The sequence below is a fragment of the Lutibacter sp. genome (assembly GCF_041596795.1).
GTDB lineage: Bacteria > Bacteroidota > Bacteroidia > Flavobacteriales > Flavobacteriaceae > Lutibacter.
Genome location: NZ_JBFHHX010000007.1, coordinates 1 through 21,382 on the forward strand (window position 1 = coordinate 1; position 21,382 = coordinate 21,382).

Below are 21,382 nucleotides of genomic sequence, written 5' to 3' on the forward strand. Positions count from 1 at the left end.
AAGGAGTGTTTTGGCACAAAATAGCCACGAATAATATATAACTAACTGTTAACCTGTGTATTAATTGTTTAAAAATAATCCTGTCGCGATCACAATTGGTTGAGTTAACCAAAAAAACTAAGTGCTATTGCATAGTTAAAACGCTATGTTTTAGCACTTTATTTTTTTAACTCAATAAATCCAATTTTTTAAATGAACACTTCAGAAGCTATTTTTGACACAAGGGTTGACACAAACAAAATTTATGTGTCAATGAAAACAAAATTTGTGCTTAGAAATTATAAAAACAGTGAAAAATTATCTCCTTTATACTTGCATGTATCAGGAAATAGTCAACGTGAGCGTATTAATTTAGATATTTTAGTAAACCCTTTAAACTGGGACGCTAAAAAACAACGTTTAAAACCTTCAAACCCTCGTTTTATTGATATTAATTTAATATTAGACAATATTGAAGGTAAGGTTACAAACATTAAAACAGTATATCGTTTATCTGAAATAGTACTTACTCCGTCTATTTTGAAAAAGGAGATGATAGAAGATTTGCCACGCGTAAATTTTTGTGCCTTTTTTGAACACGCCTTAAAAGAAGAAAAACCAACATTAAAAATAGGAACATACAAAAGATATAAATCTGTTCTAAAAAAATTGAAGGATTATAATGATGAAATTATATTTACAGAAATTAATGACCAATGGTTTGAAAAATACCGAAAACATCTTCGCTCTTTAAATAACGCAACTACAACAATAAATTCAAATATTATTGGAATTAAAAAATATTTGAGAATTGCACAAAAAAGCGGCATTAAAATGCCTTGTAACTTAGAAGATATTAAAAGCGGTTCTACACAAGGAAATAGAATATCATTAAATCCAACAGAATTAAAACGTATTTATAAATTCTATAACTCTGAATTTATAATTGATTCACATAAATTAATTATTGGATATTTTTTATTTGGTTGTATGACCGGTTTACGCTTTAGTGATATTATGGATTTAGAACGACCAAATAAAAATGCAGAATACATTGAGTTTAAAACCAATAAAACTTCTAAAGATCAGGTAATTAGTTTAAATTCTAAAGCGCGTGAAATTGTTACAAAATGCCCAGAGTTATTTAAAACGAAACTTACAAATCAATATATTAATAGGGAATTAAAAATTATTTTTAAGACACTTGGAATACGTAAAAAGATTTCTTTTCACGTAGCCAGACATACATTTGCAACTTCTTTTTTAAGAATGGGTGGCAGGGTAGAGAAGTTACAAATGCTGCTTGGCCATAGTGATATATCTCAAACTATGATTTATGTTCATATCGTTTCAGCAGAAGCTAACGAAAGCATACATTTATTAGATAATTTATTTTAGTGTTTCTGTTTCAATATCAACATCAAATAAATCTTCATCTATTTGTGTTATTTCTAAATTTTTAATAATATGAAATCTACTGTATGCGTATATTTTATTTTTAATTTTCGATAATTTTTCTGCAAACATTGAGAATGACCATTTATAATTTACTGCATTAATTCTAAATTCAATCCAATTTTTATAATGTTTTAAATGCACAGCCGGTATTAATATTGGCTGCGCATCTTTGGTTAAATTTAGTCCAGCAGCATTTACTCCATTGTAAAGCACTGCGTATATTTCATTGTTCCCTCCATTTTCAAAAGCATAGGCAGTTTCTATTCCATTAATATATTTTTGAGGTAATGGCAATGCATTAATTGTTATTTTATTAGTGTCATCAGTTACCTTTTCTTTACCTAAATAGTAGTTTACTGCATTATGAAATATTGAATCAAATTTCACAATATCTACTTCTTGAGGCTCTTTAAATTCTAGTAAAAAAGACATGTTTGAATTTAATGTTTTGTAAGGTTCTAAAACTTCAACAGATTCTAAATTTTCAGCATCATTATAATTAATTTCATTCTCAATAAAATTCATATAAATATCTTTTCCAACAATGTCTAAATCTATATTAAACCAATTTTTTACAACTGTAACAAAACTTCCAAAGGTAATATCCGGAACTACTTTAGTTAAATCAATATCATTATACAAATTTATTTCATCCGGATTACCATCACTTTCTAAAACAACTCTCTCAATTTTTACATCAAAAATATTAAAAACAGTTGTACCTGTTAAACTATAAGCCGTAAGTACAACAGTATGGTCTGACAAATCATCAGCGGTATCAAAAGTGACATCAATATCAAATGTTGTATTAGTTAAGTCTGAACGCTTATAACTAGTTTGCGTTCTTGAAAAAACAATATTACCTCTATATTCAATTTTTATAAATGAAAATTGTTCGCTTTCTGAAGATGCATTTTTATAGGTACATTTCCCTGTTATTTTATAACGCTTGCTTTTTTCAACGGTAATGTTTTGTAAATAATTAGCCATTGTAAAACTTCCTATTGAAACATAGTCAGTATTTTTCACGATAAAGTTTTGCTCTTCTGATGCAACTGATATAAAATAATCTAAATCAGTAAACAAACATAATTGCTTAAAAGTTTCATCCGTAGTAACATCTCCTTTTAAAGTGTAGCCGGCTTCTAAAAACCCTTCCGTTAAAATATGAAGAAAATAAGGCAGTGGTTGCATAATATTTCTATTCCCAAAATTACCAGGATCAAATGTATTTTGTAAAAAATCTGTTCCATTGTAATTATTTATTATTTTTAAAAACGTTTGCCACGTATCTTCCGTAGTATCATATTTATCGGTATGTATTTGCGGAAAATTATAATTTACATTGGGCCACGTTTGTGGTATAATTGTTTTTGCGTGTGCATAAATATCTACAATGGTAGTTTTTTGAAGTGGTAAATCTGTTAATTTTTTATTCCAATTTGGTAGCTCATCAAAACCAAAACGCACATTTGTTGTTAAATTCAAACCCTTTTGGTTTGTTATTTCAAAAATAGCAGCTTCAATTTTATTACCAAAAACATAGAGCACTTCAAAATAATTTTCTGTAAATAAATTAGTATCGTCTAATAAATTTCCAAAAACCTTGATTAATTCTTCGTTTAAATACACATTAAATGGAAATGTATATTTTGTAAAGAACTGATCAGAAAACCAATGGTTTTCTTTTACAATAGAAACTTTATACTTTGTTAAATCTAGTTGAAATTTAGAGTGTATAATTTTGTGCATCTGAAGTTTTATTTATTTTAAATTCTAAATCATATTCATATAAAAACTTATCACTGGTTAGTGGATCTATTTTTTTGGGAATAGGCACTAATTCAATAACTTCATTTTCATTTATAAATAGCCAGGCTTTTTTTGAAAGCATTAAACTATCCATTGTAACTATGTCTGATTTTAATACCCAACCTGTATTTATATTAAATGAATTTTCTTTAGTTGTTTGTATTACTTCATCAACATTTACCCAATTGCGTTTATACGTTTTAGTTGTTTGATTATATTTTATTGGAAAACTATATTCTCCAGTACACTCTAAGGTATCTAATAACTTAAATTCATTAATAAAAAATAATTGATTAGAGCGTGGTTGTTTTGGAAATACAACTATATTTTTAAAAACATCTTTTGTTTTTATAAGGTATTTAAACACATCACCAGGCGTTGCGTTGTAATCACTTACTTTTATACGCTTTGTAATTACATTATTTAAGCTTGTTATTACAATAGTTTCAGTATTTAAAACAACATTATTTTTAGATAATTCTAATTGATGTGTTCCTGTAGGTAATAAAAAACTGATATTTGTTATTCCATTAGGAGTAACTCTTGAAGCTTCAATATTACTATTTAAAATAGCAAAGTTTCCTTCAATTAAATTTGGTTTAAACCCTGCAATAAATTGAATTCCGTCTACTATTTCTGATGAAACAACAGTTTCGGAATCATTAAAAGCAAATTCTTGCAAAGTTATTTTAACAAGTGCTGTTTTATACTGAGGTTCAGTATTATTTAATTGTTGAATATTGCTTAATAACCTATGAATGATTCTACCAACGTTAAATTGCGCTGCTTTTTGAAACAATGGTATTTTATAATTTAATGTTTCAGTTTTTTCAATAGCGCTATAAAAATCGTAATATTTTACAACCATTTCTAATGTAAAATAGGTATTTTCATTTACTGTTGAAATATTTAAAAATTGACTATCATCTAACGTGAAAGCAAAATCAGTTGTATTATAAGGTATATTCATTACATTTTATTTTTATTGCGGAATGATACATACTCATCAATATCTTCCTTTATTAATTTGGCGTTTTTTAAATCTCTGCTCATATATGCAATTACTCCAGATTCTTTTAAATCTTTCATAATAGCAGTATTTTCTTGTACAACTGATAAAACAATAGACATCATTTCATTATTTGCTGTTGAAGTTTCTGTAAATTCTTTGTTTTTAGCATTTTCATTATAATAACCGCTTTCAAAGCCTTTTACACGTGCAATTTCACGATGTAACGCATACTTAATATTTGGGTTTATTTGTTTGTAAGCATTGCTATCTATTATCATTTCAGGTCCGTTTTCACCAGCCATAAATACAGTTGGTTTACCTACCATTCCGCTAGTTGTTTGTCCGCCAAAAGTTGCGTTAAATTGTTTTCCGTCTTGTTCCCTGGTTACTGGGTATAAACCTTTTTCATACCCCTTTGTTTTTTTGTTAGAAAGTAAGGCGCCTAAACCACCAATTGCAGCACTAGCAATAATGCCAGTTTGTTTTAATTTTGAAGAAGCGCCTAATGCAGCATTTTGAATTCCTGCAGCGGCAATTGCTGGCGCATTTAAAGGAGGTGGAGCAGAAGCTACAGCGTTAGCTAAATTAATTTGTTGCGCTGCTGAAGTTGCTATTTTTAACTTCGCAATTTCTATTACTGCATTTAATGCAATGGCTGCTAATTGTGCACCTAAAGAATTTCCCAAAATACCAATTAGCGCTGTGCCTAATTGGTTAGCTAACTCTAGCTTTAGAGTGGCTTTTTCTTTTTCAAAATTAATTTCAATCAAATCGGCTGCTTTTTGTTTTTTTAATCTTTCGGCAGCTGCTTTATCTAATAATTTATTTACATCATTATTATATTTTTCAATTATTTTTAACTTTAAATCAGCTTTTTGTTGTTCTGTATAACTTAAATGTTCTAGTTCTGCTAATTCTTTTTCTAACTGCTGTTCTAATTTTAACTGATCAGCAATGTCCTGCTCCGTTATATTTTGTAAATCAATCTGATTTTGAAGTTCTTTCTTTTTATTTTCAAACTCTTGCGTGCGCTGTAAAATTAAATCTTGCTTTTCTGTTTCTTTTAAATCTAACAACTGTTTAGTTAATTCACTGTTACCCTCAGCCATTTTAAGTTCAGCTCTATACTTTTCATCTATTTGGGCTAAATCTTTTTCTAAAGCAGATTTATGTGCCATTTCACGTTCAGCATATTGTTTAGCTATAAATTCTGTTAAGCGTTTTTCTTTTGACTCCTGCGTATTATCATCAACTGGTTTATAAGTTTGCAACTTTTGCCATTTACCACCTTTAAATACGTATGTTTCTCCGTTAATTTCTTGTGTATCACCTTCACTTGGTCCTTTAGGCGTGTTTTTATCATCACCAGCAGCTGAATTTTTTTTCAATTGCTCTTCATATAATTGTTTAGCTAATTCCGCTTCTTGTTTGGTAACATCTATTAATTTTACTTTATTTTCAATTGCAGTTTCAACATTTGCGCGTTCCATCGCAAAAAACTGCCCGCCTGTTTTCATTGCGCTCCAAGTACGCTCTAACCAATTTATATTTTCTTCTAAACTAGAATTTTCAGCATCTTTTTGAGCTGCTAGTTTCTTTTTCCAATCGTTTAATAAAATATCTGCTAAAATTTCACGCTCTTTTGCTTCAATGTATTTATTTAATTTATTGGTTGCATCTAATGTTTTAGCACTTTCAATAGTTAAATTATTATTATATTCTGGCACACGCTTATTTAATTCATCAATTGCTTTTTGGCGTTGTTCTTTTGATTGCGTTTCATCTCGAGCAATTTTTAATAGCAGTTTTAATTCTTCTTTTTCTGTATTAATATTTTTAGAAGTTTCTTTTAAAGCATCATTTAATAAGCTTTGTTTTGTAGCTGCTTTTTCTGAACTTTCAGAAAAAGCTACATACGAAGCTACTACAGCACCTATAACACCTAAAATTAAACCCCAAGGAGATATTTTTGCTACCGTATTAAAAGCTATCATAGCGGTACGCGCCAAAGCTAGTTGACCTGTTAACGCAAAAAAAGCAGCCTGACCTAATAACGTTGCAGCCGTTAAAAAGTTTGTAGTTAAAGTGGTTGCTTTTTGTACTAAATTATACAATGCAGTAGCTTTATATGCGCTATCGGTCCATAAAGTAGCAAGTTGTAGTCCTGCTTTATACGATAAAACAGAAGTTGTTAAAACCAATACTGTTTTTATTAAGGCAATTAAACGGTTTCGCCAAACAGTAGTTTTACCATCAACATCATCAGTAGCTCCAATAAATTTAGCAAACCAGCCTACAGCCGATTCTAACCAAGCAACTAATCCTTCAGATGAGAACCAACCGTACATTTTCTTTTTAACCTTATCTAATGTAGCGGCTAAATTGTTATTTTTTATAGTGTATTCATTAGTTAAAGAGTTGGCATCTAACATTGATTTGTTTGATAAATCTAATAATTCTCTAAACCTATCAATATTATTTCCGGCAGCTCCAACAATTTTATTTGCACCTTCTGCATTAACTCCTAAATATTGTAATGTATTTGCGGTTTCAGTTGCATTCATTCCTTTTAATCCTTCAGAAAATTTTAAGAAAAATTCTGTTGGATTTGTATTTATCATATTTTCAACTTCTTGCTTTGTAACTCCCATTACTTTAGCAAACTTATCGCTTTCCGTTGAAGCTTGTTTTAAAAATATATTGTAACCACGCCCAGCAATTTCCGCTTCAATTCCGCTTTCTTCAAAAGCAGCTCCTAATGCTAACGCTTGTGAAATTGAAGGTTTTAAAGCGTCTGGTAACGAACCTACTCTTGTAGCAAAATTTGCAATATTTAATTCTGTAGCCACTCCGTTTGCGCCTAAATCATTAATAGCAGAACCTATTGCATTATAAGCTTGTTCAACACCTATTTCTTTAGTTTCATTAAAAAGTAATTTTAATTTACCTAATTTAGATGCCACTTCTTCAACACCGCCAGTAAAGCTATCGCCTAAAGCAACGTTTGCTTTATTCATAACTTCAACAAAAGCGCCAATATCTTCTTTTAAAATACCAATTCGTCCACCTTCTTCTGCTATTTTTAATAAATCTATTCTTGAAGTTCTTGTTAGCAACATTCCAAAAGATTTGGTTAACTCATCTACTTCATCTTTTGTTTGCCCTGTAGTTTTCATTACATCGGCTTGCGCATCTGATAGTTTACCGTTGTAATCTATCATTTTTTGTAATGAAAATACAATACCAGTTCCGGCAGCAATTACCGAAGCTCCTAAAGCAGCATATTTATTAAACCCATCTGCCAATGAGGATAAGGATAGTTTTGTTTGAACAGCTTTACCGCTCAACTCATTCATTCGGTTTTGAACTTCTTTTAGCTCTAATTTATATTTTGCGTAAGCTTCGCCACCAGGAACAGCGTTTAATAATTGAATTTTTAATAATTTAGCTTTATTACTTAGCTGCGCCATTGTTAAACCAGTAATACCAATTTCCTTTTGAAGCTCTTCCATACGAGCTTTATTTAATTTTATGGCATTGGAATTTTCTTTCATTTCTTTTGAAAGATTTTTGTATTCCTGACTTTCTTTTTTGCCTTCGGCTACTAATTTTTTTCGAGCCTCGCTAAGTTCTTTGTTTGCTTTGGTATATTCGCGTGTTTTTTTCTCTAAATCTAACAATTCCTTTTGCGCAGCATTGCCGTTGATTATAAGATTTAAGCGAATGTTTTCGTCTGAAATTGTTTTAGCCATACCCTTGATAATTTTAATCAAGATTAGCACAAACAATTGTTAATTTTAAGACATGAGAAAAGCCACTAAATTGTAGTGGCTTTGTAATATTATTAACGAAACTGTGTTTAACTACTCATAAAACAGATTTCGCTACGCTTCACCGTGTTTTCATCATTAGTTAAATGTAATTTTTGTCCGATGTGTTAACCACAAATCTAATTTTGTGTTTGTTTAAGTTTTTGCCAGTCCGATTAACGGTTGTTTTCTTCTCAAAAACTAAAAGTTAACTGCGTTTATAGCTTATGCTTAAATTTTACTCCATACAAAAAAGCCTTTTTACTAACTTCCTCATACATAAGAATCTGTTTTTTTGTTCTACTCCATAAAAGCATAGCGTAATCCCATTTTGTTCCTCCTAATTTTATAGCGTCGTCAATGCCAAAGTCTGTTGCAACTTCTTCTTTTATTATTTCAATAATCTTTTCTAAATCTTCTTCTTTTAGTTTCATTTTTTTAATTTTAAAATTTTTACTTCTTAATCGCACAAGCCATAAACTTATGCGTTAAACACAATTTAAAGGAAACTCTTCTTTAAACTGCTGTTGGTTAAATTTTACATTTATATTCCAATCATCATCTATTAAAAATAATTGATTGCCTTTTTTGCTCCATAATGCCCCTGGATCTACATCTAATTTATTTTTAAAAACAACAGTTTCATTATTACGGTACAAACCTTCGGTTTCAGTAGTTTCAATTAGTTCTTGTAAAGTTATAGCTTTTGACAAAAATTGTCTAAAATTATTTTTATTAAAATACAATTTTTTACCTGTATTAAACTGAATTTGCATTGGTTGCAAATTAAAAAACGAGTCCGTTTTTAATAATTTATAGGTAATATCTTCAATTGAAACATTTTTAAAAATAACAGTTTTATTTCCTAGAAACTTAACTGTAATGGTTGGAAACTTACTCATTACCCACTAAAATTAAAGATTCGCTTTCTATTTCTGTAGGTTTAAAGCTTTTAATAATGCTTGCCAATTCATTTAATTGAATTTTTGAATGTAGCATTTTACGGCGCAGCTCTAAATCACTGGCAATTTCTGTATCTAAATACAAATCAAATAAATCATTGTAATTTTTTACATTTTTTAACGCTTCTTGTTTAGAGTAGGTTAAAAAATCCTGTGATAATTCCTTATAAAAAGGTAATTGTTGCGTGTTTACTGTGTTCTTTTTTCCGTTGTTGCTTGACATAACTTTTGAATATTTAAAAGACCTATGAGTGGAGTCAAGCAACAACGAAACGTAGTTGGTAATGGACTTTCACCATCGCTCTCATAGGCTGTATTAATAAAAATTTGTTTTGAAATCATAATTTCGTTATTACTTGACAAAGCAAAGATATAAATTTATTTTAAACAATGTGCGTTTGCATAAAAAAACCTGCACGTGCAGGTTTTAGAGGTTTAGAACTATTGGATTTTACCAATCATTATCCGTTTTAGAATTTATGTAATTAAATAAATCATCTGCTATAGTTTCTACTCTATTAGAAGATCCTTTTGTAAATTTATTTGAAGTTGTTAATGAATTTTCATATTGCGATTTTAATTCATTTTCATTTGCTAATAATTTATCCATATATTTTTTAGTAAATTTATCCTTTGCTTCATCCCTAGTTTTTTCATAAAATTTAACGAAATTATTAAAATCTAAATTAGAAAAGTATTGATATAAACCAACCTCATTTTGATCAATTGAAGCATTAAAACTATTCATATTTAATTTATACTTATTTTCTTTAAATGAAATTTCCATAATAAATTTAATTGTAGCTACAAACGAATATTGATGACTACTTACATCTAAATTAAAATTTCCTTTTGTTATAACTTTTTCAGTTGTATTTAGTTTTACTACTTCATTGGCATCTTTAAAGTTTATAGCAATCCACTCCATTGCTTTTTGATGAATTTCTTTTTTAGTTTTGTTTACCTCATAAATTTTTTCAAAAATAACATCTGTTTTAGTTTCATTTAAAACTAATTGAGAGAAAGATAAAATAGGCATAAGCGCCATTAAAATAAATGCGTGCTTTTTCATATAAATTTATTGTTTATTGATTAAGGTATAAAAGTAAAAAAAAACCTTCAATAAATGAAGGTTTTAAAAAGTTAGGTTGGTTAACTAAATATACTGTTTAAATGTTTTATAGCGTTTAGTTTGTTTCTGCGGTCGTTTGTATCACTGGCAATTTCTGTATCTAAATAAATTTCGAACATATCATTCAATTCTTTAACCATAGCAATTGTTTCACTTTTTTTTACTTGTAATCTTTTCATTTTATTTTTATTAAATTATACAAGTTAAAAGTTCACTTAAATATTTGTATTATCAAGTTTTGTTAAATCATTTTTAATAGCCTCAGTAAATCCAAAGTTTAACTCGCGAATAATATTGTTTAAATGGCCAAATATAGGCTTGTTATGTATTGCATAATTTTTTTTACGATTAATAGTTCCATTTTTCTGGCGCGTTTTCATATCCAAAAACCTATGCTGCAACTTTGTTGTATAAACCAAGGTTGTGTTTTGTACCGCAAAATTACGATCGCTCCAAAAAGAAGAACTAAAACCACTTATTTTAGCCGTAATTGCCTTATCAATTTCCTGTGCGTTTTCATTAAGTACTTTTGCAATAAAACGTCCTTCTAAAATGGCATTTGATGTTTTTTGCCTTTCTTCTAATAAACTCATTTTGGCTGTATAGTTATTGCTCCTGCTTTATACAAACATTGAAGCATTGTTCCTAAACTAATATTTGTGCTATTTCGGTATTTATAAACGTTACGGCGATCTATTCCGGCACGTTTACCAAAATCTATTTTTGCAACTTCTTGGTTAAATAATTCGGTTATTTGTTCTGCTGTCATAATTAGTGTTAATTTGTCTACTAATATACGACATTATTTTGTTAAAAATGTGTTTTTAATTGAAAATCTATTTGGTAACCATCGCAACCAAATAAGCCCCAAATTGGATTTACATCTATACTTTCAATTGACAAAAATTTCATTACAGTACAAAACTCCTCTTCATTTAAATAATCGGCACGCATTTTTAAAATTACATTCCTGGTAATTGTTTGTGCTTCCTCAAATGTTTCTAAAAAATTGTTGTGTGTTTGGTCGGACCGTGTTACTTTTTTCAATATTAATATAGAAGCTGTATCAATAGATTGAATATTATCTACATCACCAACAGGATTGTGCTTTGGTAAAATACCTAACACTATGTATTTATTATCATCTGGGATCGCTTCCAAAAAACGAGACAATTGCGTATCGTCAATTACAACTTCGTGCCTTTCAATTTGGTTAAAAGCCGTTTTTATACTTTCAACATAGTTTCTAAAATCAGGTATTAATAGCATAATTAGGTTGTTTTTTCAAGTTTTTTTTGTTGCGCAATAGCATCTAAATCGCGCTTACGAATGTCATACATTCTTATTAACACTTCCCACAAAGGCGTATTTCTTACTTCTTTTAAGGTTCCAAAAATACCAGATTCAGCAATGGTGTATAATGTAGATTTCATTCCAATGCCTGGTATATCACTTTCAATAGTTTCTTCGCCATCAAAAAGAATGGATAAATCAATTTCTTTGCCTTGCACATATAATTTTGCTGTAGTTAAATATTTTTGAAAACTGGCAAAGAGTAAGTAAAATCCGTAAATCACGCCAATGTTTTGGACTCTAAAAACTTTTGCCAGTTTATCAACTCTTTCAGAGTTGTAGACTACTCTTATATCTTTTGTAAACTTTTCTTTACTTAATTTTTTTGAGCGTTTTTCTCGGTAAAACGTTGCCATTAACAAATATAAATACTGTGTTTCGCCAGTTTCGTGGAAATCGGCAAAATGAGAAAGCGCATCTACATATTCTCCAAACTTTACATTATTAAATTCATTGGATGGACCATAATAATTTTTGGAAGCTCCAACTATTTTATAAATAGGATTGTTGATGTAAAATTGTTTGATTGTTTTTACAGTGCCTTCTTCATTGGTTTCAAAAAAGCTATCTACCAAATCTGCCAACAAACTTAAATTGCTAAATTTTTGTATTTCAGTAGCTTCATCTACTTTTTGGCTTGGGACCATATTCAATAAATAATAAATGCCGTGCGTTTTAAACTCGGTATAATTAATTTGATTGGTTATAAATTTAAAAGCCAAGTTGCACATATTTATATACTGTTCTGCAGAGCATTCGCCTAAATGCTCTGGAACGTATATTTTTATGTTTTTATCTGGAATTTCAACAGTATGCATTATACAACTTGTAGTTTAGAATTTAATTTTACATTTAAAGCTTTCATTTGCTTACCAAATTTTAAATCTACCTGAAAGCGAATTTCTGCTTTTGTTTTTTCATCTAAAGGAATGTATTTTGAAACATTATCCTTATCCCACTTTGTATATTTTTTAATGAGCGTTGTAATTTCATAACGAAGTTTTAAACGCTCTTTGGTTTTATTGGTTACGGCTTTTTTTAATTTTTTATTGATGAAATAAAATTTTAAATATTTATTGTAACTTAAAATTGAGATAAAAAATGTTTGGATGGTTTTAATTAATTTTTTCATTTGTTTAGGTGCTTAAAAATTTATCGTTTGAATCTGGATTAAAAGTTATTGGCTCAATAACTTCATCAGGTAATTTATTTAGTTGGTAAATAATTGTTTCAATTTCTTTGAAGATTTCTTTTGCATCTGCTTCAAAATAATGTGCAACCGCATACGGCTCGTTGTATTCAGGTGCTTTTTTAGCGTTGATTGTCATACGTTCAGATACAAAACCTTGCAATACGCCTTCAGGAAATAGCTGCACAGACAAACGGCGCATAGCCCAAGCCATTGAACTATATACACACGCTTCTTTTATTTTTTTAACTAAATCTTTATTGGTTGAAGGATCTTCTTTTAGTGAAGTATATAAAGCTTCACCAATGCGTGCCTTTATATTATTATCTTCACATCTGCGAATACCAGGAGCTAATTTTAAAAATAGTAAGCGAGAATTTCCTATTGGGAAAATATCATCAAACTCATTGGCTGTACTAATAAATAGCGAATGTGTTTTTTTGTAAGCTTCGGTTTCTTCCCACGCTTCAATAGATGATTCTAAATACATTATTAAATCATCCATAGCGCGGTAATAACTTTTCTCCAACGCTTTATCGTCTTTATCAATCATCCATTCAAAAGCCGTTTTTTCCTTATCTTCTAATCTGTTAAGACGTCCTTTATTGGTATGACTTAAATCGTTATGAGGAGCAAACAATCTATACGCTTGAATAGCTATTGGATTGCGCATTGAAAAAATTAGATCTTTATTTTTATTTTCTGCCTCTGGAGCTTTTTCGTATTCAAGCACCGCTAAATCATACATTTCTTTTCCAACTACAGCAATAACATCATTAGTTGCTGTTATTATTTTGGAACGAATGTTTGCAAATTTTATATCCGCATCAATAAAACCTAATAATTCTTTAAGTTCCGCTGTAGCTAGTGTATCATCACTATTAAAAAGTAGTTTCATTTTAGTTTGGATTTTGGTTTAACGGTCTTTCAGAAGGAGTTGTGTCTTGTAGTTTTTTTACACCTACATGATAAAAACCCATTTTTAAATTTTTCTCAGGAAAATTTACACGCAATGCATAATTCATCATTTTCATTACAATACTTTCCGGAATATCATTTTGAGTTAATAAGTAATTTTGAAGCGCATTGTTTTGCTCGCTCCCACTATTTACTTTGGTTTGCTCACCAGAACCACTAATTGCTGAATGCACTCCAATACTTGTAGATATTTTTAAACTTGAATGATCAGAAATATCAACCTGCGCTTTTACAAAGTCTTTTAACTTTTGATCAATTGGTTTAATTTCCCAACCGTGCTCAATTAGGTTAGTTCCATCAACGGTAAATGATTTTTTAGTATGCCAAAATTTCCCTGTGTTTTCTTCAGAAGAAAGTACTTTTGAAACACCTTTTAACAATTGTTGCTCATAATCAGCCAACATTTTATCGTTGTAGGTAATTCCCCTTTCTCCACAGTTGTTTTTTAATCTTTCTTCCGCTTGATCCCAAAACTCCTGCGGAGAAACTACGTGGTAACTTAAATTAATACTGTTTTTTGAGAGCGCTTTTAATATTAACGGAATTGCATTGGAGCGTCTAATCCATTCTAACGTTCCGTAAATATCTGGTACAGTGTAATAATCTGCACAGAAACTGTACATATTACTGTAATAAATAGCATTTTTATATTTAAAAGGGTTTTTAAAATCAAAAATTGGATATACTTTCATATCCAACAAAGAGTTTAATGTTTCAAATGAAAAATCAGTAACAACTATATGCGTTGGATTTCTGGTAGCATTTTCATACAATGAAGCTAAACGAGCTCTATCAACACTTACGTGCTCAAGCTTTGATACCATTTCTCCTTTTCCTATCCTTACACCTCTATTTATATAAGCTTTTGAAAATGATCCTTCAATATAAGAGAAGTCAACAGCGCTTTTCATTAAGTACCCTTCATAATCCCAACTATCTAACCATTTTTGAACATCCTTATCTTCAGTCCACATTTTATTAAACTGATTATCTTTATCAATAGCCTCTCTATATAATTTAGGCCCTTTACCCCACAATAAACCTGACTTACGCTTTAACATCCCAGGAGCGTCTGAGTTAGCCTGTATTACACGTTGTATTTCTTTAGGAAGATTATTATTATCTCCATACGGATGTATTCGCCAATCTCCAATATGATAGTCTTTATCAACCCAATCCAACGTATCTTGAGAAGTTCTGAAGCTCGCAAAATCCCTTGGGGATTCCGACACTTGAAATGTGTAGGCCATATTATCTCCAGTAACAATGGCATCTTTACCTATATATTCTATATTCATTATGGTATTACTTTTACTCCGTTAAACATCATTAATAATGGAATGTAGAACCATCTGTTCTTATCTTCCTTTTGAACATCTATATAACCAATCAACACGTTAGCCTTACCACTTTGGTTATCTCTGTAGCCCACACGTAACAATCCTTTACTAACTACCTTATATCCATCTGATGTACCATTGGTTGTATTACAAGTGTAGAAACCAAAAGAAAATGGAATGTTTAGTTCGGTTAACTCTCGCATTCGTTGTAATGCTTCGTGTAGCTTTATTGGTTGGTTGTTACTCATTGTGTATTGCATTTGCATTAGTACAAGTTTACATCAACATACTATTACATTTAAGACATGAACAATATCACTGTTTAACAAGGAAAGAGAGCTTAGTTGATTGGTTTTGTCGCTCGCTCTCTCAATCATATATCTATAAAAAGACTCTTTTGCACATACAAAGACGATTTTCAGCGTGGCGGGGAGAGTTGTTAAACAATCAATAAGTTAACCTTTTTTGATTTGGTTAACTTATTGATTTTTAACTTTTTGTTGTTTTTATGTTTTTTGCAACTATACAAACCTTTGTATTTTAAATTGCACTTTTACTTATTTAGAATGATTATTAATTAGCGTTTTTATTGAATATTTTCACTCTTTTTGTCGCTTTTTATATGACTTTTTTGTATCTTTAAGTATTAATAATCAATAACTTATGTATTATGAATACACAAAAACAAACGCCTAATAATGGCAACGCACAAAAAAAAGTATTAACTCTTAAACCTACCGAAGAAATGAAAAAAACGGAAAATGCAACACCTAAAAAAGAGGTGAAAAAAGAAGAAATTGTTAAAACAGCAAAAATAAGCGCAGAAGAAACAAAAAAACAAACCGAAACAATTATTAAAAGTTTTGCACCAAGCGCAGAAGAACGTATAAAAAATGCGGAAAACTTCAAAATTTTAACAAATAAGTTTGCGCACTTAAAAACTAAAAGTGATGAATTGAAACGCTTTAAAATTTCGAGTGATGGAACTAAAGAAAAAATTTATTTAGAAAATGCGGAAGGCTTCAAATTTGAGGTTTCAAATTCTAAAATAATAGATGAAACTTTAAACCTTTTAGAAACTACTCTTAACAATATTTTAGGAGAAACAGAGGAGCAAGTTAAAAATTTCGTGATTTAATATTAACCAAAAAGAAAGCCCTTTTTGTCGAGAAAAGGGCTTTTAATCTTAACACATTAGTTTATGACACTTACAGTTATTAAGACAGACAAATCTAAATCTTTTTTGCTTTCCGAACAAGTTAAAAGATACCTAAATGAAAAAGGATTTTTAAAAGTTTTCAACTACTCGGACTATGAGTATTTTAAAAGAAAAGTAACAAACGCACGTAACAAAGCGCAAGAAATTGCAAACCTTTTTATTGAAGAAAACCAACACACCACTAAAAGCGATTTTAATGAGTACATTTTTTAGCATTAGAACGCTTACTATTTCTTCACAATATTTTAAAAACATTTGGAAAAAGCCAACTAAAACACCAAAAATTATAATTCAAGGAGTTTGGCTACAAAATGCAGGTTTTGAAATAGGGGAAAAAGTACAAATTAAGGTAAAACAAAACGAGTTAATTATATCAAAAATTATTTAAAATGGGAGCACAGGACAAAAAAGAGCAATTAAAATTATTATCCTTACAAGCCAGGGAATTAAAACAACATTTAATTAATAAAGCGCCAACCCTGGAACAAGCCGAAGCAATAGACAGTTTAAGAGTAAATGATATTATTATTGATCACTTTTACAAAGATGATAATAATACAGAGTTTCACAGTTATAAAGGCTGGCAAGAGTTAGGCTACCAAGTAAAAAAAGGAAGTAAAGCCTTTTTAATTTGGGGAAGAAAGCGAGAAAATATAAGCCAAGAGCAAGCAAGCGCAGAGGAAAAAGACCAATATAAATTTTTTCCGTTGGCTTTTATCTTTTCTAATAACCAAGTAGAACCAATTAAACATGATTAAAAACAACGAAGTACAAAGCGAGTTGAAAAGTTTTAACTCGCTTTTTTTTAGCTTTAAATATAAGTACGATTTATATACTTTATTTGATGATTTACTAACTATTATAATTTGTTGTTTAGCGCGAGGAACTGAGGAACAACTTTATTTTGAAACTATAAAACGATACAAAAAAGAGGAGTTAAATATATTTGCTAACTTATTTGGGGAGTTAATTTTAATTTACGTAAAAGCAAAATTTTCTGAAAGCTGGGCGGACCCTCTCGGAGATTATTACGAACTACTTGCAAGTAATTCTAAAAAAAGCGCCTTTGGTCAATTTTTTACACCAAAACCAATTTGCGAAATGATTGCAAAAATAATACAACTACCCAACGAATGGGGTAAAACCATAAACGAACCGTGCGCCGGTAGTGGTCGTTTTATTTTAGCCAGTAACCACCACGCAAATGGAAATTATTTTGTAGCGCAAGACCTTGACCCTATTTGCTGTAAAATGACCGCAATTAATATGTGTTTACACGAAATTAGGGGAGAAGTACATAATATGGACACTTTAAGAAACGAAAATTTACGAATAAGTTATAGTATAAATTATGATTTTCACAGGCATAAAACTCCTTTAATTTTAATAAAAAGACCTACTTAATGTAGGTCTTTTTATTGTTGTAATGTAAAAAAAAAAAAAAACGCCCTAGCGGGCGGGGTGTTCAGTCGACATTGTTAGTCTCCTTTTTTTATGATAGTTTAACTTTTTTTAAATTAATTTTACTTGCGTTTCCTCTGTCCTTTCTTCTAAACTATGAATTTTAATTATATCAAATCTATTCGATTCAATCCATGTATTAAATCTCTTGTCAAATTTATAATATACTACTAAATCAACTATTAATCTATCTCCTTGACCAACCCTCAATCCGTTATTTATATCTTTTAAAAATTTATTGTCAGTAATTTTAGCCTTTATATCTCTACCTCTATGTATAAATTCCCAAATCCATACTCTATTTTTTTGGGGAAATAAATTTGGCTTTTTAATAAATACCCTCTCATTATAAAGAGTGTTTTCCGTTTGTGATTTATCAAGATATTCATTTGATTTTGATATATCTTCAAACGAATCTCTACCAATATTTAAAATATCTTTTTTAGTTTTCCCTTTAACTTCAGTTATTTTAATACCCTCAATTTCTGTATCATTATTTAATAATTCAAAATTCTTTTCTATTGCTTTATTAACAATTGAACTATTTTGATATATATTAAAAACAGCATTGTTAACAGTTATTTTATTTCCATTTCCGATTGTTACTTCTACATTTCCGTTTTTACCTTCTACTTTTTCCGCTTTTTTGCCTTTCAAAGCTTTCCTAATAGCCAACAAAGACGCAAACCCTCCTAAAACCTTCCCTGCAACTTCAACATTATCCTGATTAAACAAATTCTCTAACCAAGTTGTTTCTGATAGTAACTCTAAAATAAAACTACCTTCTTTAAAAGCTCCTACTTTTATTTTTACAGAAGCATCCGGATATAGTTCCTTTTGCAGCTCATTAAAAGTAGCAAGAAAGTGAAATTGAGAAGTTATTAATGTATTTAAATCAATAAAATTATCTCCTGCATAACTAAATTCAAATACAGATTGATTGTTTTTTGACATAGCAAATTAAGGTTAATGTTTGTGCAATCAAATATATATAATATATTCGATTTAGATTTATTAAAATATTTCAAATAATTTTTTTACCCCACAGTAGGCGCACTCATTTTAGTAATTTTACGTTTCATTGCTATTTTTACCCATTTAGGGCGGAAGAAGAAATATTTTGCTCCATCACTCATATTGGTACTTAACATTGGCAATTTTACGTGTGCTAATTTTTCGGATGATTTTTCTTTGTGTATTGTTTTGCTACCGTTTGGCTTTACTTTAATTTTTGTTTTTGCGAGTTCCATTGAGCTTTTTAATTCGCGACATCCAAACTTATCAATTTTTACATCTGGCAAGTTTTCATCATAACCACCCAACATATTTTTCATTAAGTTGTATTCTTCTTCTTGCATTATGGTAGCCTGATTTTTATTCATTAAGTTTACGGTCCAACCTGTTGAAATACCGTCTTTATACTCAATATAATCAGCCAACTCTGAAACCCAATCTCTACGTATAGAGCTATATTGATTTCCGGAACGGTCATAATACAAATTTAATACTTTGCGCTTGTGATGTTTGTAAAAGTTTAAATACTGCTCCGCCAATTCTTTACTGCTTTCAGGAGGCAAAGTGTAAAAGTTTTTTAATAAATACACTGTTTTACCTAAATCTTGACCAGTAACCATACTACACATACTTCCAAAGTCTACGCCTGCATCTATTTCTCTGTTATGATCTATATATTTTAATGCTAACGAACTTTGCTCAACCTTATCGCCAATTTTAAATTTATCGTAATAACTTGCTATAATTCCATCTTCATAAAAATGACTATCATTTAAATTTATATAAAACTTTTCGCCTTTTTTTAATGTTGGCCTTAAACTAATAACAGCGCTTTTGAATTCTTCAATTCCTAACGCTTCTAATGAATCTTTAAAATAACCAGGCGTTAAAATATCGGCATTAGCAAATGATGAAACTACATAAAATAAGGTAGAGCCTTTACGCACACGCACCCAATCAATCATCCAACGAATGACTTGTTTTTGTAATAGCGATGCTTTTTTAGCGTCTTTATCGCGAATAGCATTATACAACTCCTTTTTTACATTATTTAACGTTATAGCTACGCTTAAACAATCTTTAATTTGTTGTACATCCATTTCTTTTTCACGATCGAAAATCCAATCGAAATCACCTTCAATAACATTAGGCATATCGGTAGTAAAGGAACTTCCACGATAAAACACTGAATCTCCAAATTGCGGATATCCACGTAGGGCAGGCGTTAACTTTTTAATTTTATCAAAATCTAAATATTTTGTTTCATCACCAAATAAATGTTGGTAAGAGTTACCGGCCGCCGAAGTAGGCGTGTCCATACTTACTAAAATAAAAAAGTTTCCCCAACGTGTAGAAATGGTATGTTTGTATGTTTGAGGCGCTTTATATGGTAATTTAAAATGTGCTGGAGGAGGAGCGTCAACCACAAAATCAATTCCTTCTTTCCAACCTTTACGTTTCCACCCCTCAATAAGTGAAGGAATAATATTTTTTAACGCATTTACATACGTATCAGAAACAAACGCAAAATACGCTCCTGGCATATCTTGGCAAATGCGCATTGATCGTTCTGCTAAAATATCGGTAGTTTTAGCAGTTGCTCTACCAGCTACTAAAAATAAGTTTTTTGGAGCAATAAGGTCCACCATCATTTTTAGCCAAGTAGCAAAACGTACTTCTACGTTTTCATCAATCTTTACGCGCGTCCTCCTGCTCATCTGGGAAAATTATTATATCGTCAATTAACGCTTCACGCATAATTGCCTGACGTTCTTTTTCTGAAAGTTCTGGATAGCTTTCTATTTGTTTTTTAAGTTCAATTCTATTAATAGCAGGCATCCCAGCTTCTAACGCATCTGTAGTGTAGAGTACAAATTGTTTTTTTAGCCATTCATCTGGAATAAATTCTTTTTCTTCTTTGTCGCCACCACGTACCAACCACGCATCTTTTATCATTGAAACAACTGCTTTTGCATCTTTAACATCTGTAATTGCAGTTTCAGCAACAGCAATTAGTCTATCAATTTTATCGGCATACACATTGTTTTGCGCTTGTTTAGATAAATGTTGTGATGCGTAGAAATACTCCAGGGAATTGTAATATAGATTTGTAGCAATGTGCCTGCTTAATTTTTCAACTTTTATTAAATGATTTAAAATTGATTCTTTTGAGCCATAATCAAACGCCCTATGGTGCATACCACGAACTTTGTCCATAAGGTCCAAATACACTACCATTTTTTCAGGCGCATTGTTTGGATCTCCGTTATCTACAAAGTCGTACACATCTGATAGTGTGATGCCTTTTATGAGGTCGTTTTTACTCTCCATTTAAGATTCGTAATTTTTGATTTTCGAATAGCCTTTTTTCTTGGGCTTTTTTATGTTCCTGACTCGCGGTAATATTACCAGTTTTGGCATTTTGTAACAATTTTTCATCTATTTCAAATTGAGCTGTTAAAATTCCTTTGTTATAATGAAAGCGCACTAAACTATCTGGCTTATGGTATTGGCGCAAAAATTCTTTTTGGTCGCAGTCTAAATAAATAGCAATTTGAGTAGGAGCGTAGTTACACGCAGCCATATCTTCAATTTGTTCGTATTGTTCTTGCGAAAGCTTTAATTCCGATACTTGTAAGTAATTGCTCATAGTTTAGGTCTTTT

The 21,382-nt window shown here is 30.2% G+C and carries 26 protein-coding genes; 6 read left to right on the forward strand and 20 right to left on the reverse strand.

Annotated features, from left to right (window positions below; genetic code table 11):
• The first annotated feature begins 252 nt into the window (after positions 1 to 252).
• Positions 253 to 1,377, forward strand: a complete 1,125-nt coding sequence (locus ABY298_RS01730; protein WP_372744262.1) for a tyrosine-type recombinase/integrase — start codon at positions 253 to 255, stop codon at positions 1,375 to 1,377.
• Here ABY298_RS01730 and ABY298_RS01735 read toward each other — a convergent pair.
• The 16 genes from ABY298_RS01735 to ABY298_RS01810 all read right to left on the reverse strand — a co-directional run bounded on the left by ABY298_RS01735 (position 1,369) and on the right by ABY298_RS01810 (position 15,272).
• On the reverse strand, positions 1,369 to 3,189 hold the full coding sequence (locus tag ABY298_RS01735; RefSeq protein WP_372744263.1) for a hypothetical protein: 1,821 nt from the start codon (positions 3,187 to 3,189) through the stop codon (positions 1,369 to 1,371). The two genes, ABY298_RS01730 and ABY298_RS01735, sit on opposite strands and share 9 nt — an antisense overlap.
• Positions 3,167 to 4,219, reverse strand: a complete 1,053-nt coding sequence (locus tag ABY298_RS01740; RefSeq protein ID WP_372744264.1) for a hypothetical protein — start codon at positions 4,217 to 4,219, stop codon at positions 3,167 to 3,169. The genes ABY298_RS01735 and ABY298_RS01740 overlap by 23 nt, the downstream gene beginning before the upstream one ends.
• Complete coding sequence (locus ABY298_RS01745; protein ID WP_372744265.1) at positions 4,219 to 8,013, reverse strand: phage tail tape measure protein; 3,795 nt, start codon at positions 8,011 to 8,013, stop codon at positions 4,219 to 4,221. The genes ABY298_RS01740 and ABY298_RS01745 overlap by 1 nt, the downstream gene beginning before the upstream one ends.
• A gap of 275 nt (positions 8,014 to 8,288) precedes the next feature.
• Positions 8,289 to 8,504 (reverse strand): hypothetical protein, encoded by a 216-nt coding sequence (locus ABY298_RS01750; protein WP_372744266.1) that lies wholly within the window; start codon positions 8,502 to 8,504, stop codon positions 8,289 to 8,291.
• A 54-nt stretch (positions 8,505 to 8,558) separates the two neighbouring features.
• The gene (locus ABY298_RS01755; RefSeq protein ID WP_372744267.1) at positions 8,559 to 8,972 is read right to left on the reverse strand and encodes a hypothetical protein; all 414 of its coding nucleotides are present in this window, start codon (positions 8,970 to 8,972) and stop codon (positions 8,559 to 8,561) included.
• Positions 8,965 to 9,255: a hypothetical protein gene (locus tag ABY298_RS01760; protein ID WP_372744268.1), complete on the reverse strand. Its 291-nt coding sequence runs from the start codon at positions 9,253 to 9,255 to the stop codon at positions 8,965 to 8,967. Before ABY298_RS01760 ends, ABY298_RS01755 begins: the two co-directional genes overlap by 8 nt.
• A gap of 228 nt (positions 9,256 to 9,483) precedes the next feature.
• Positions 9,484 to 10,104, reverse strand: coding sequence for a DUF4468 domain-containing protein (locus ABY298_RS01765; RefSeq protein ID WP_372744269.1), 621 nt, complete (start codon positions 10,102 to 10,104; stop codon positions 9,484 to 9,486).
• A gap of 80 nt (positions 10,105 to 10,184) precedes the next feature.
• The gene (locus ABY298_RS01770; protein WP_372744270.1) at positions 10,185 to 10,343 is read right to left on the reverse strand and encodes a hypothetical protein; all 159 of its coding nucleotides are present in this window, start codon (positions 10,341 to 10,343) and stop codon (positions 10,185 to 10,187) included.
• A gap of 36 nt (positions 10,344 to 10,379) precedes the next feature.
• Positions 10,380 to 10,757 (reverse strand): hypothetical protein, encoded by a 378-nt coding sequence (locus ABY298_RS01775; protein ID WP_372744271.1) that lies wholly within the window; start codon positions 10,755 to 10,757, stop codon positions 10,380 to 10,382.
• The gene (locus ABY298_RS01780; RefSeq protein ID WP_372744272.1) at positions 10,754 to 10,933 is read right to left on the reverse strand and encodes a hypothetical protein; all 180 of its coding nucleotides are present in this window, start codon (positions 10,931 to 10,933) and stop codon (positions 10,754 to 10,756) included. The genes ABY298_RS01775 and ABY298_RS01780 overlap by 4 nt, the downstream gene beginning before the upstream one ends.
• 41 nt (positions 10,934 to 10,974) lie before the next feature.
• Positions 10,975 to 11,433, reverse strand: a complete 459-nt coding sequence (locus ABY298_RS01785; protein WP_372744273.1) for a hypothetical protein — start codon at positions 11,431 to 11,433, stop codon at positions 10,975 to 10,977.
• A gap of 2 nt (positions 11,434 to 11,435) precedes the next feature.
• Positions 11,436 to 12,335, reverse strand: a complete 900-nt coding sequence (locus ABY298_RS01790) for a hypothetical protein (RefSeq protein WP_372744274.1) — start codon at positions 12,333 to 12,335, stop codon at positions 11,436 to 11,438.
• On the reverse strand, positions 12,335 to 12,649 hold the full coding sequence (locus ABY298_RS01795; protein WP_372744275.1) for a hypothetical protein: 315 nt from the start codon (positions 12,647 to 12,649) through the stop codon (positions 12,335 to 12,337). The genes ABY298_RS01790 and ABY298_RS01795 overlap by 1 nt, the downstream gene beginning before the upstream one ends.
• Before the next feature lie 4 nt (positions 12,650 to 12,653).
• Positions 12,654 to 13,604, reverse strand: a complete 951-nt coding sequence (locus tag ABY298_RS01800) for a DUF6712 family protein (protein ID WP_372744276.1) — start codon at positions 13,602 to 13,604, stop codon at positions 12,654 to 12,656.
• A 1-nt stretch (position 13,605) separates the two neighbouring features.
• Entirely contained in the window at positions 13,606 to 14,982 is a 1,377-nt protein-coding gene (locus ABY298_RS01805; RefSeq protein WP_372744277.1) for a hypothetical protein, read from the reverse strand.
• A complete protein-coding gene (locus ABY298_RS01810; RefSeq protein ID WP_372744278.1) occupies positions 14,982 to 15,272 on the reverse strand; it encodes a hypothetical protein in 291 nt (96 codons plus the stop codon). Before ABY298_RS01810 ends, ABY298_RS01805 begins: the two co-directional genes overlap by 1 nt.
• Before the next feature lie 422 nt (positions 15,273 to 15,694).
• On the opposite strand from ABY298_RS01810, the gene ABY298_RS01815 reads away from it, so the two are divergent.
• The 5 genes from ABY298_RS01815 to ABY298_RS01835 all read left to right on the forward strand — a co-directional run bounded on the left by ABY298_RS01815 (position 15,695) and on the right by ABY298_RS01835 (position 17,647).
• Positions 15,695 to 16,162 (forward strand): hypothetical protein, encoded by a 468-nt coding sequence (locus ABY298_RS01815; RefSeq protein WP_372744279.1) that lies wholly within the window; start codon positions 15,695 to 15,697, stop codon positions 16,160 to 16,162.
• Between the two features lie 63 nt (positions 16,163 to 16,225).
• The gene (locus ABY298_RS01820) at positions 16,226 to 16,456 is read left to right on the forward strand and encodes a hypothetical protein (protein WP_372744280.1); all 231 of its coding nucleotides are present in this window, start codon (positions 16,226 to 16,228) and stop codon (positions 16,454 to 16,456) included.
• Positions 16,440 to 16,631, forward strand: coding sequence for a SymE family type I addiction module toxin (locus ABY298_RS01825; RefSeq protein WP_372744281.1), 192 nt, complete (start codon positions 16,440 to 16,442; stop codon positions 16,629 to 16,631). Before ABY298_RS01820 ends, ABY298_RS01825 begins: the two co-directional genes overlap by 17 nt.
• A gap of 1 nt (position 16,632) precedes the next feature.
• Positions 16,633 to 17,001, forward strand: coding sequence for an ArdC-like ssDNA-binding domain-containing protein (locus tag ABY298_RS01830; protein WP_372744282.1), 369 nt, complete (start codon positions 16,633 to 16,635; stop codon positions 16,999 to 17,001).
• The gene (locus tag ABY298_RS01835; protein WP_372744283.1) at positions 16,994 to 17,647 is read left to right on the forward strand and encodes an N-6 DNA methylase; all 654 of its coding nucleotides are present in this window, start codon (positions 16,994 to 16,996) and stop codon (positions 17,645 to 17,647) included. Before ABY298_RS01830 ends, ABY298_RS01835 begins: the two co-directional genes overlap by 8 nt.
• 108 nt (positions 17,648 to 17,755) lie before the next feature.
• On the opposite strand, the gene ABY298_RS01840 is transcribed toward ABY298_RS01835, so the two are convergent.
• From ABY298_RS01840 to ABY298_RS01855, 4 genes are all read right to left on the reverse strand, one after another.
• Positions 17,756 to 18,658, reverse strand: coding sequence for a hypothetical protein (locus ABY298_RS01840; RefSeq protein WP_372744284.1), 903 nt, complete (start codon positions 18,656 to 18,658; stop codon positions 17,756 to 17,758).
• 83 nt (positions 18,659 to 18,741) lie between these two features.
• Positions 18,742 to 20,436: a hypothetical protein gene (locus ABY298_RS01845; RefSeq protein ID WP_372744285.1), complete on the reverse strand. Its 1,695-nt coding sequence runs from the start codon at positions 20,434 to 20,436 to the stop codon at positions 18,742 to 18,744.
• Positions 20,408 to 21,049 carry a hypothetical protein gene (locus ABY298_RS01850; protein WP_372744286.1) on the reverse strand — a complete coding sequence of 214 codons (642 nt, stop codon included), beginning with the start codon at positions 21,047 to 21,049 and terminating at the stop codon, positions 20,408 to 20,410. The genes ABY298_RS01845 and ABY298_RS01850 overlap by 29 nt, the downstream gene beginning before the upstream one ends.
• Positions 21,039 to 21,368: a hypothetical protein gene (locus ABY298_RS01855; RefSeq protein ID WP_372744287.1), complete on the reverse strand. Its 330-nt coding sequence runs from the start codon at positions 21,366 to 21,368 to the stop codon at positions 21,039 to 21,041. The genes ABY298_RS01850 and ABY298_RS01855 overlap by 11 nt, the downstream gene beginning before the upstream one ends.
• Positions 21,369 to 21,382: the final 14 nt, after the last annotated feature.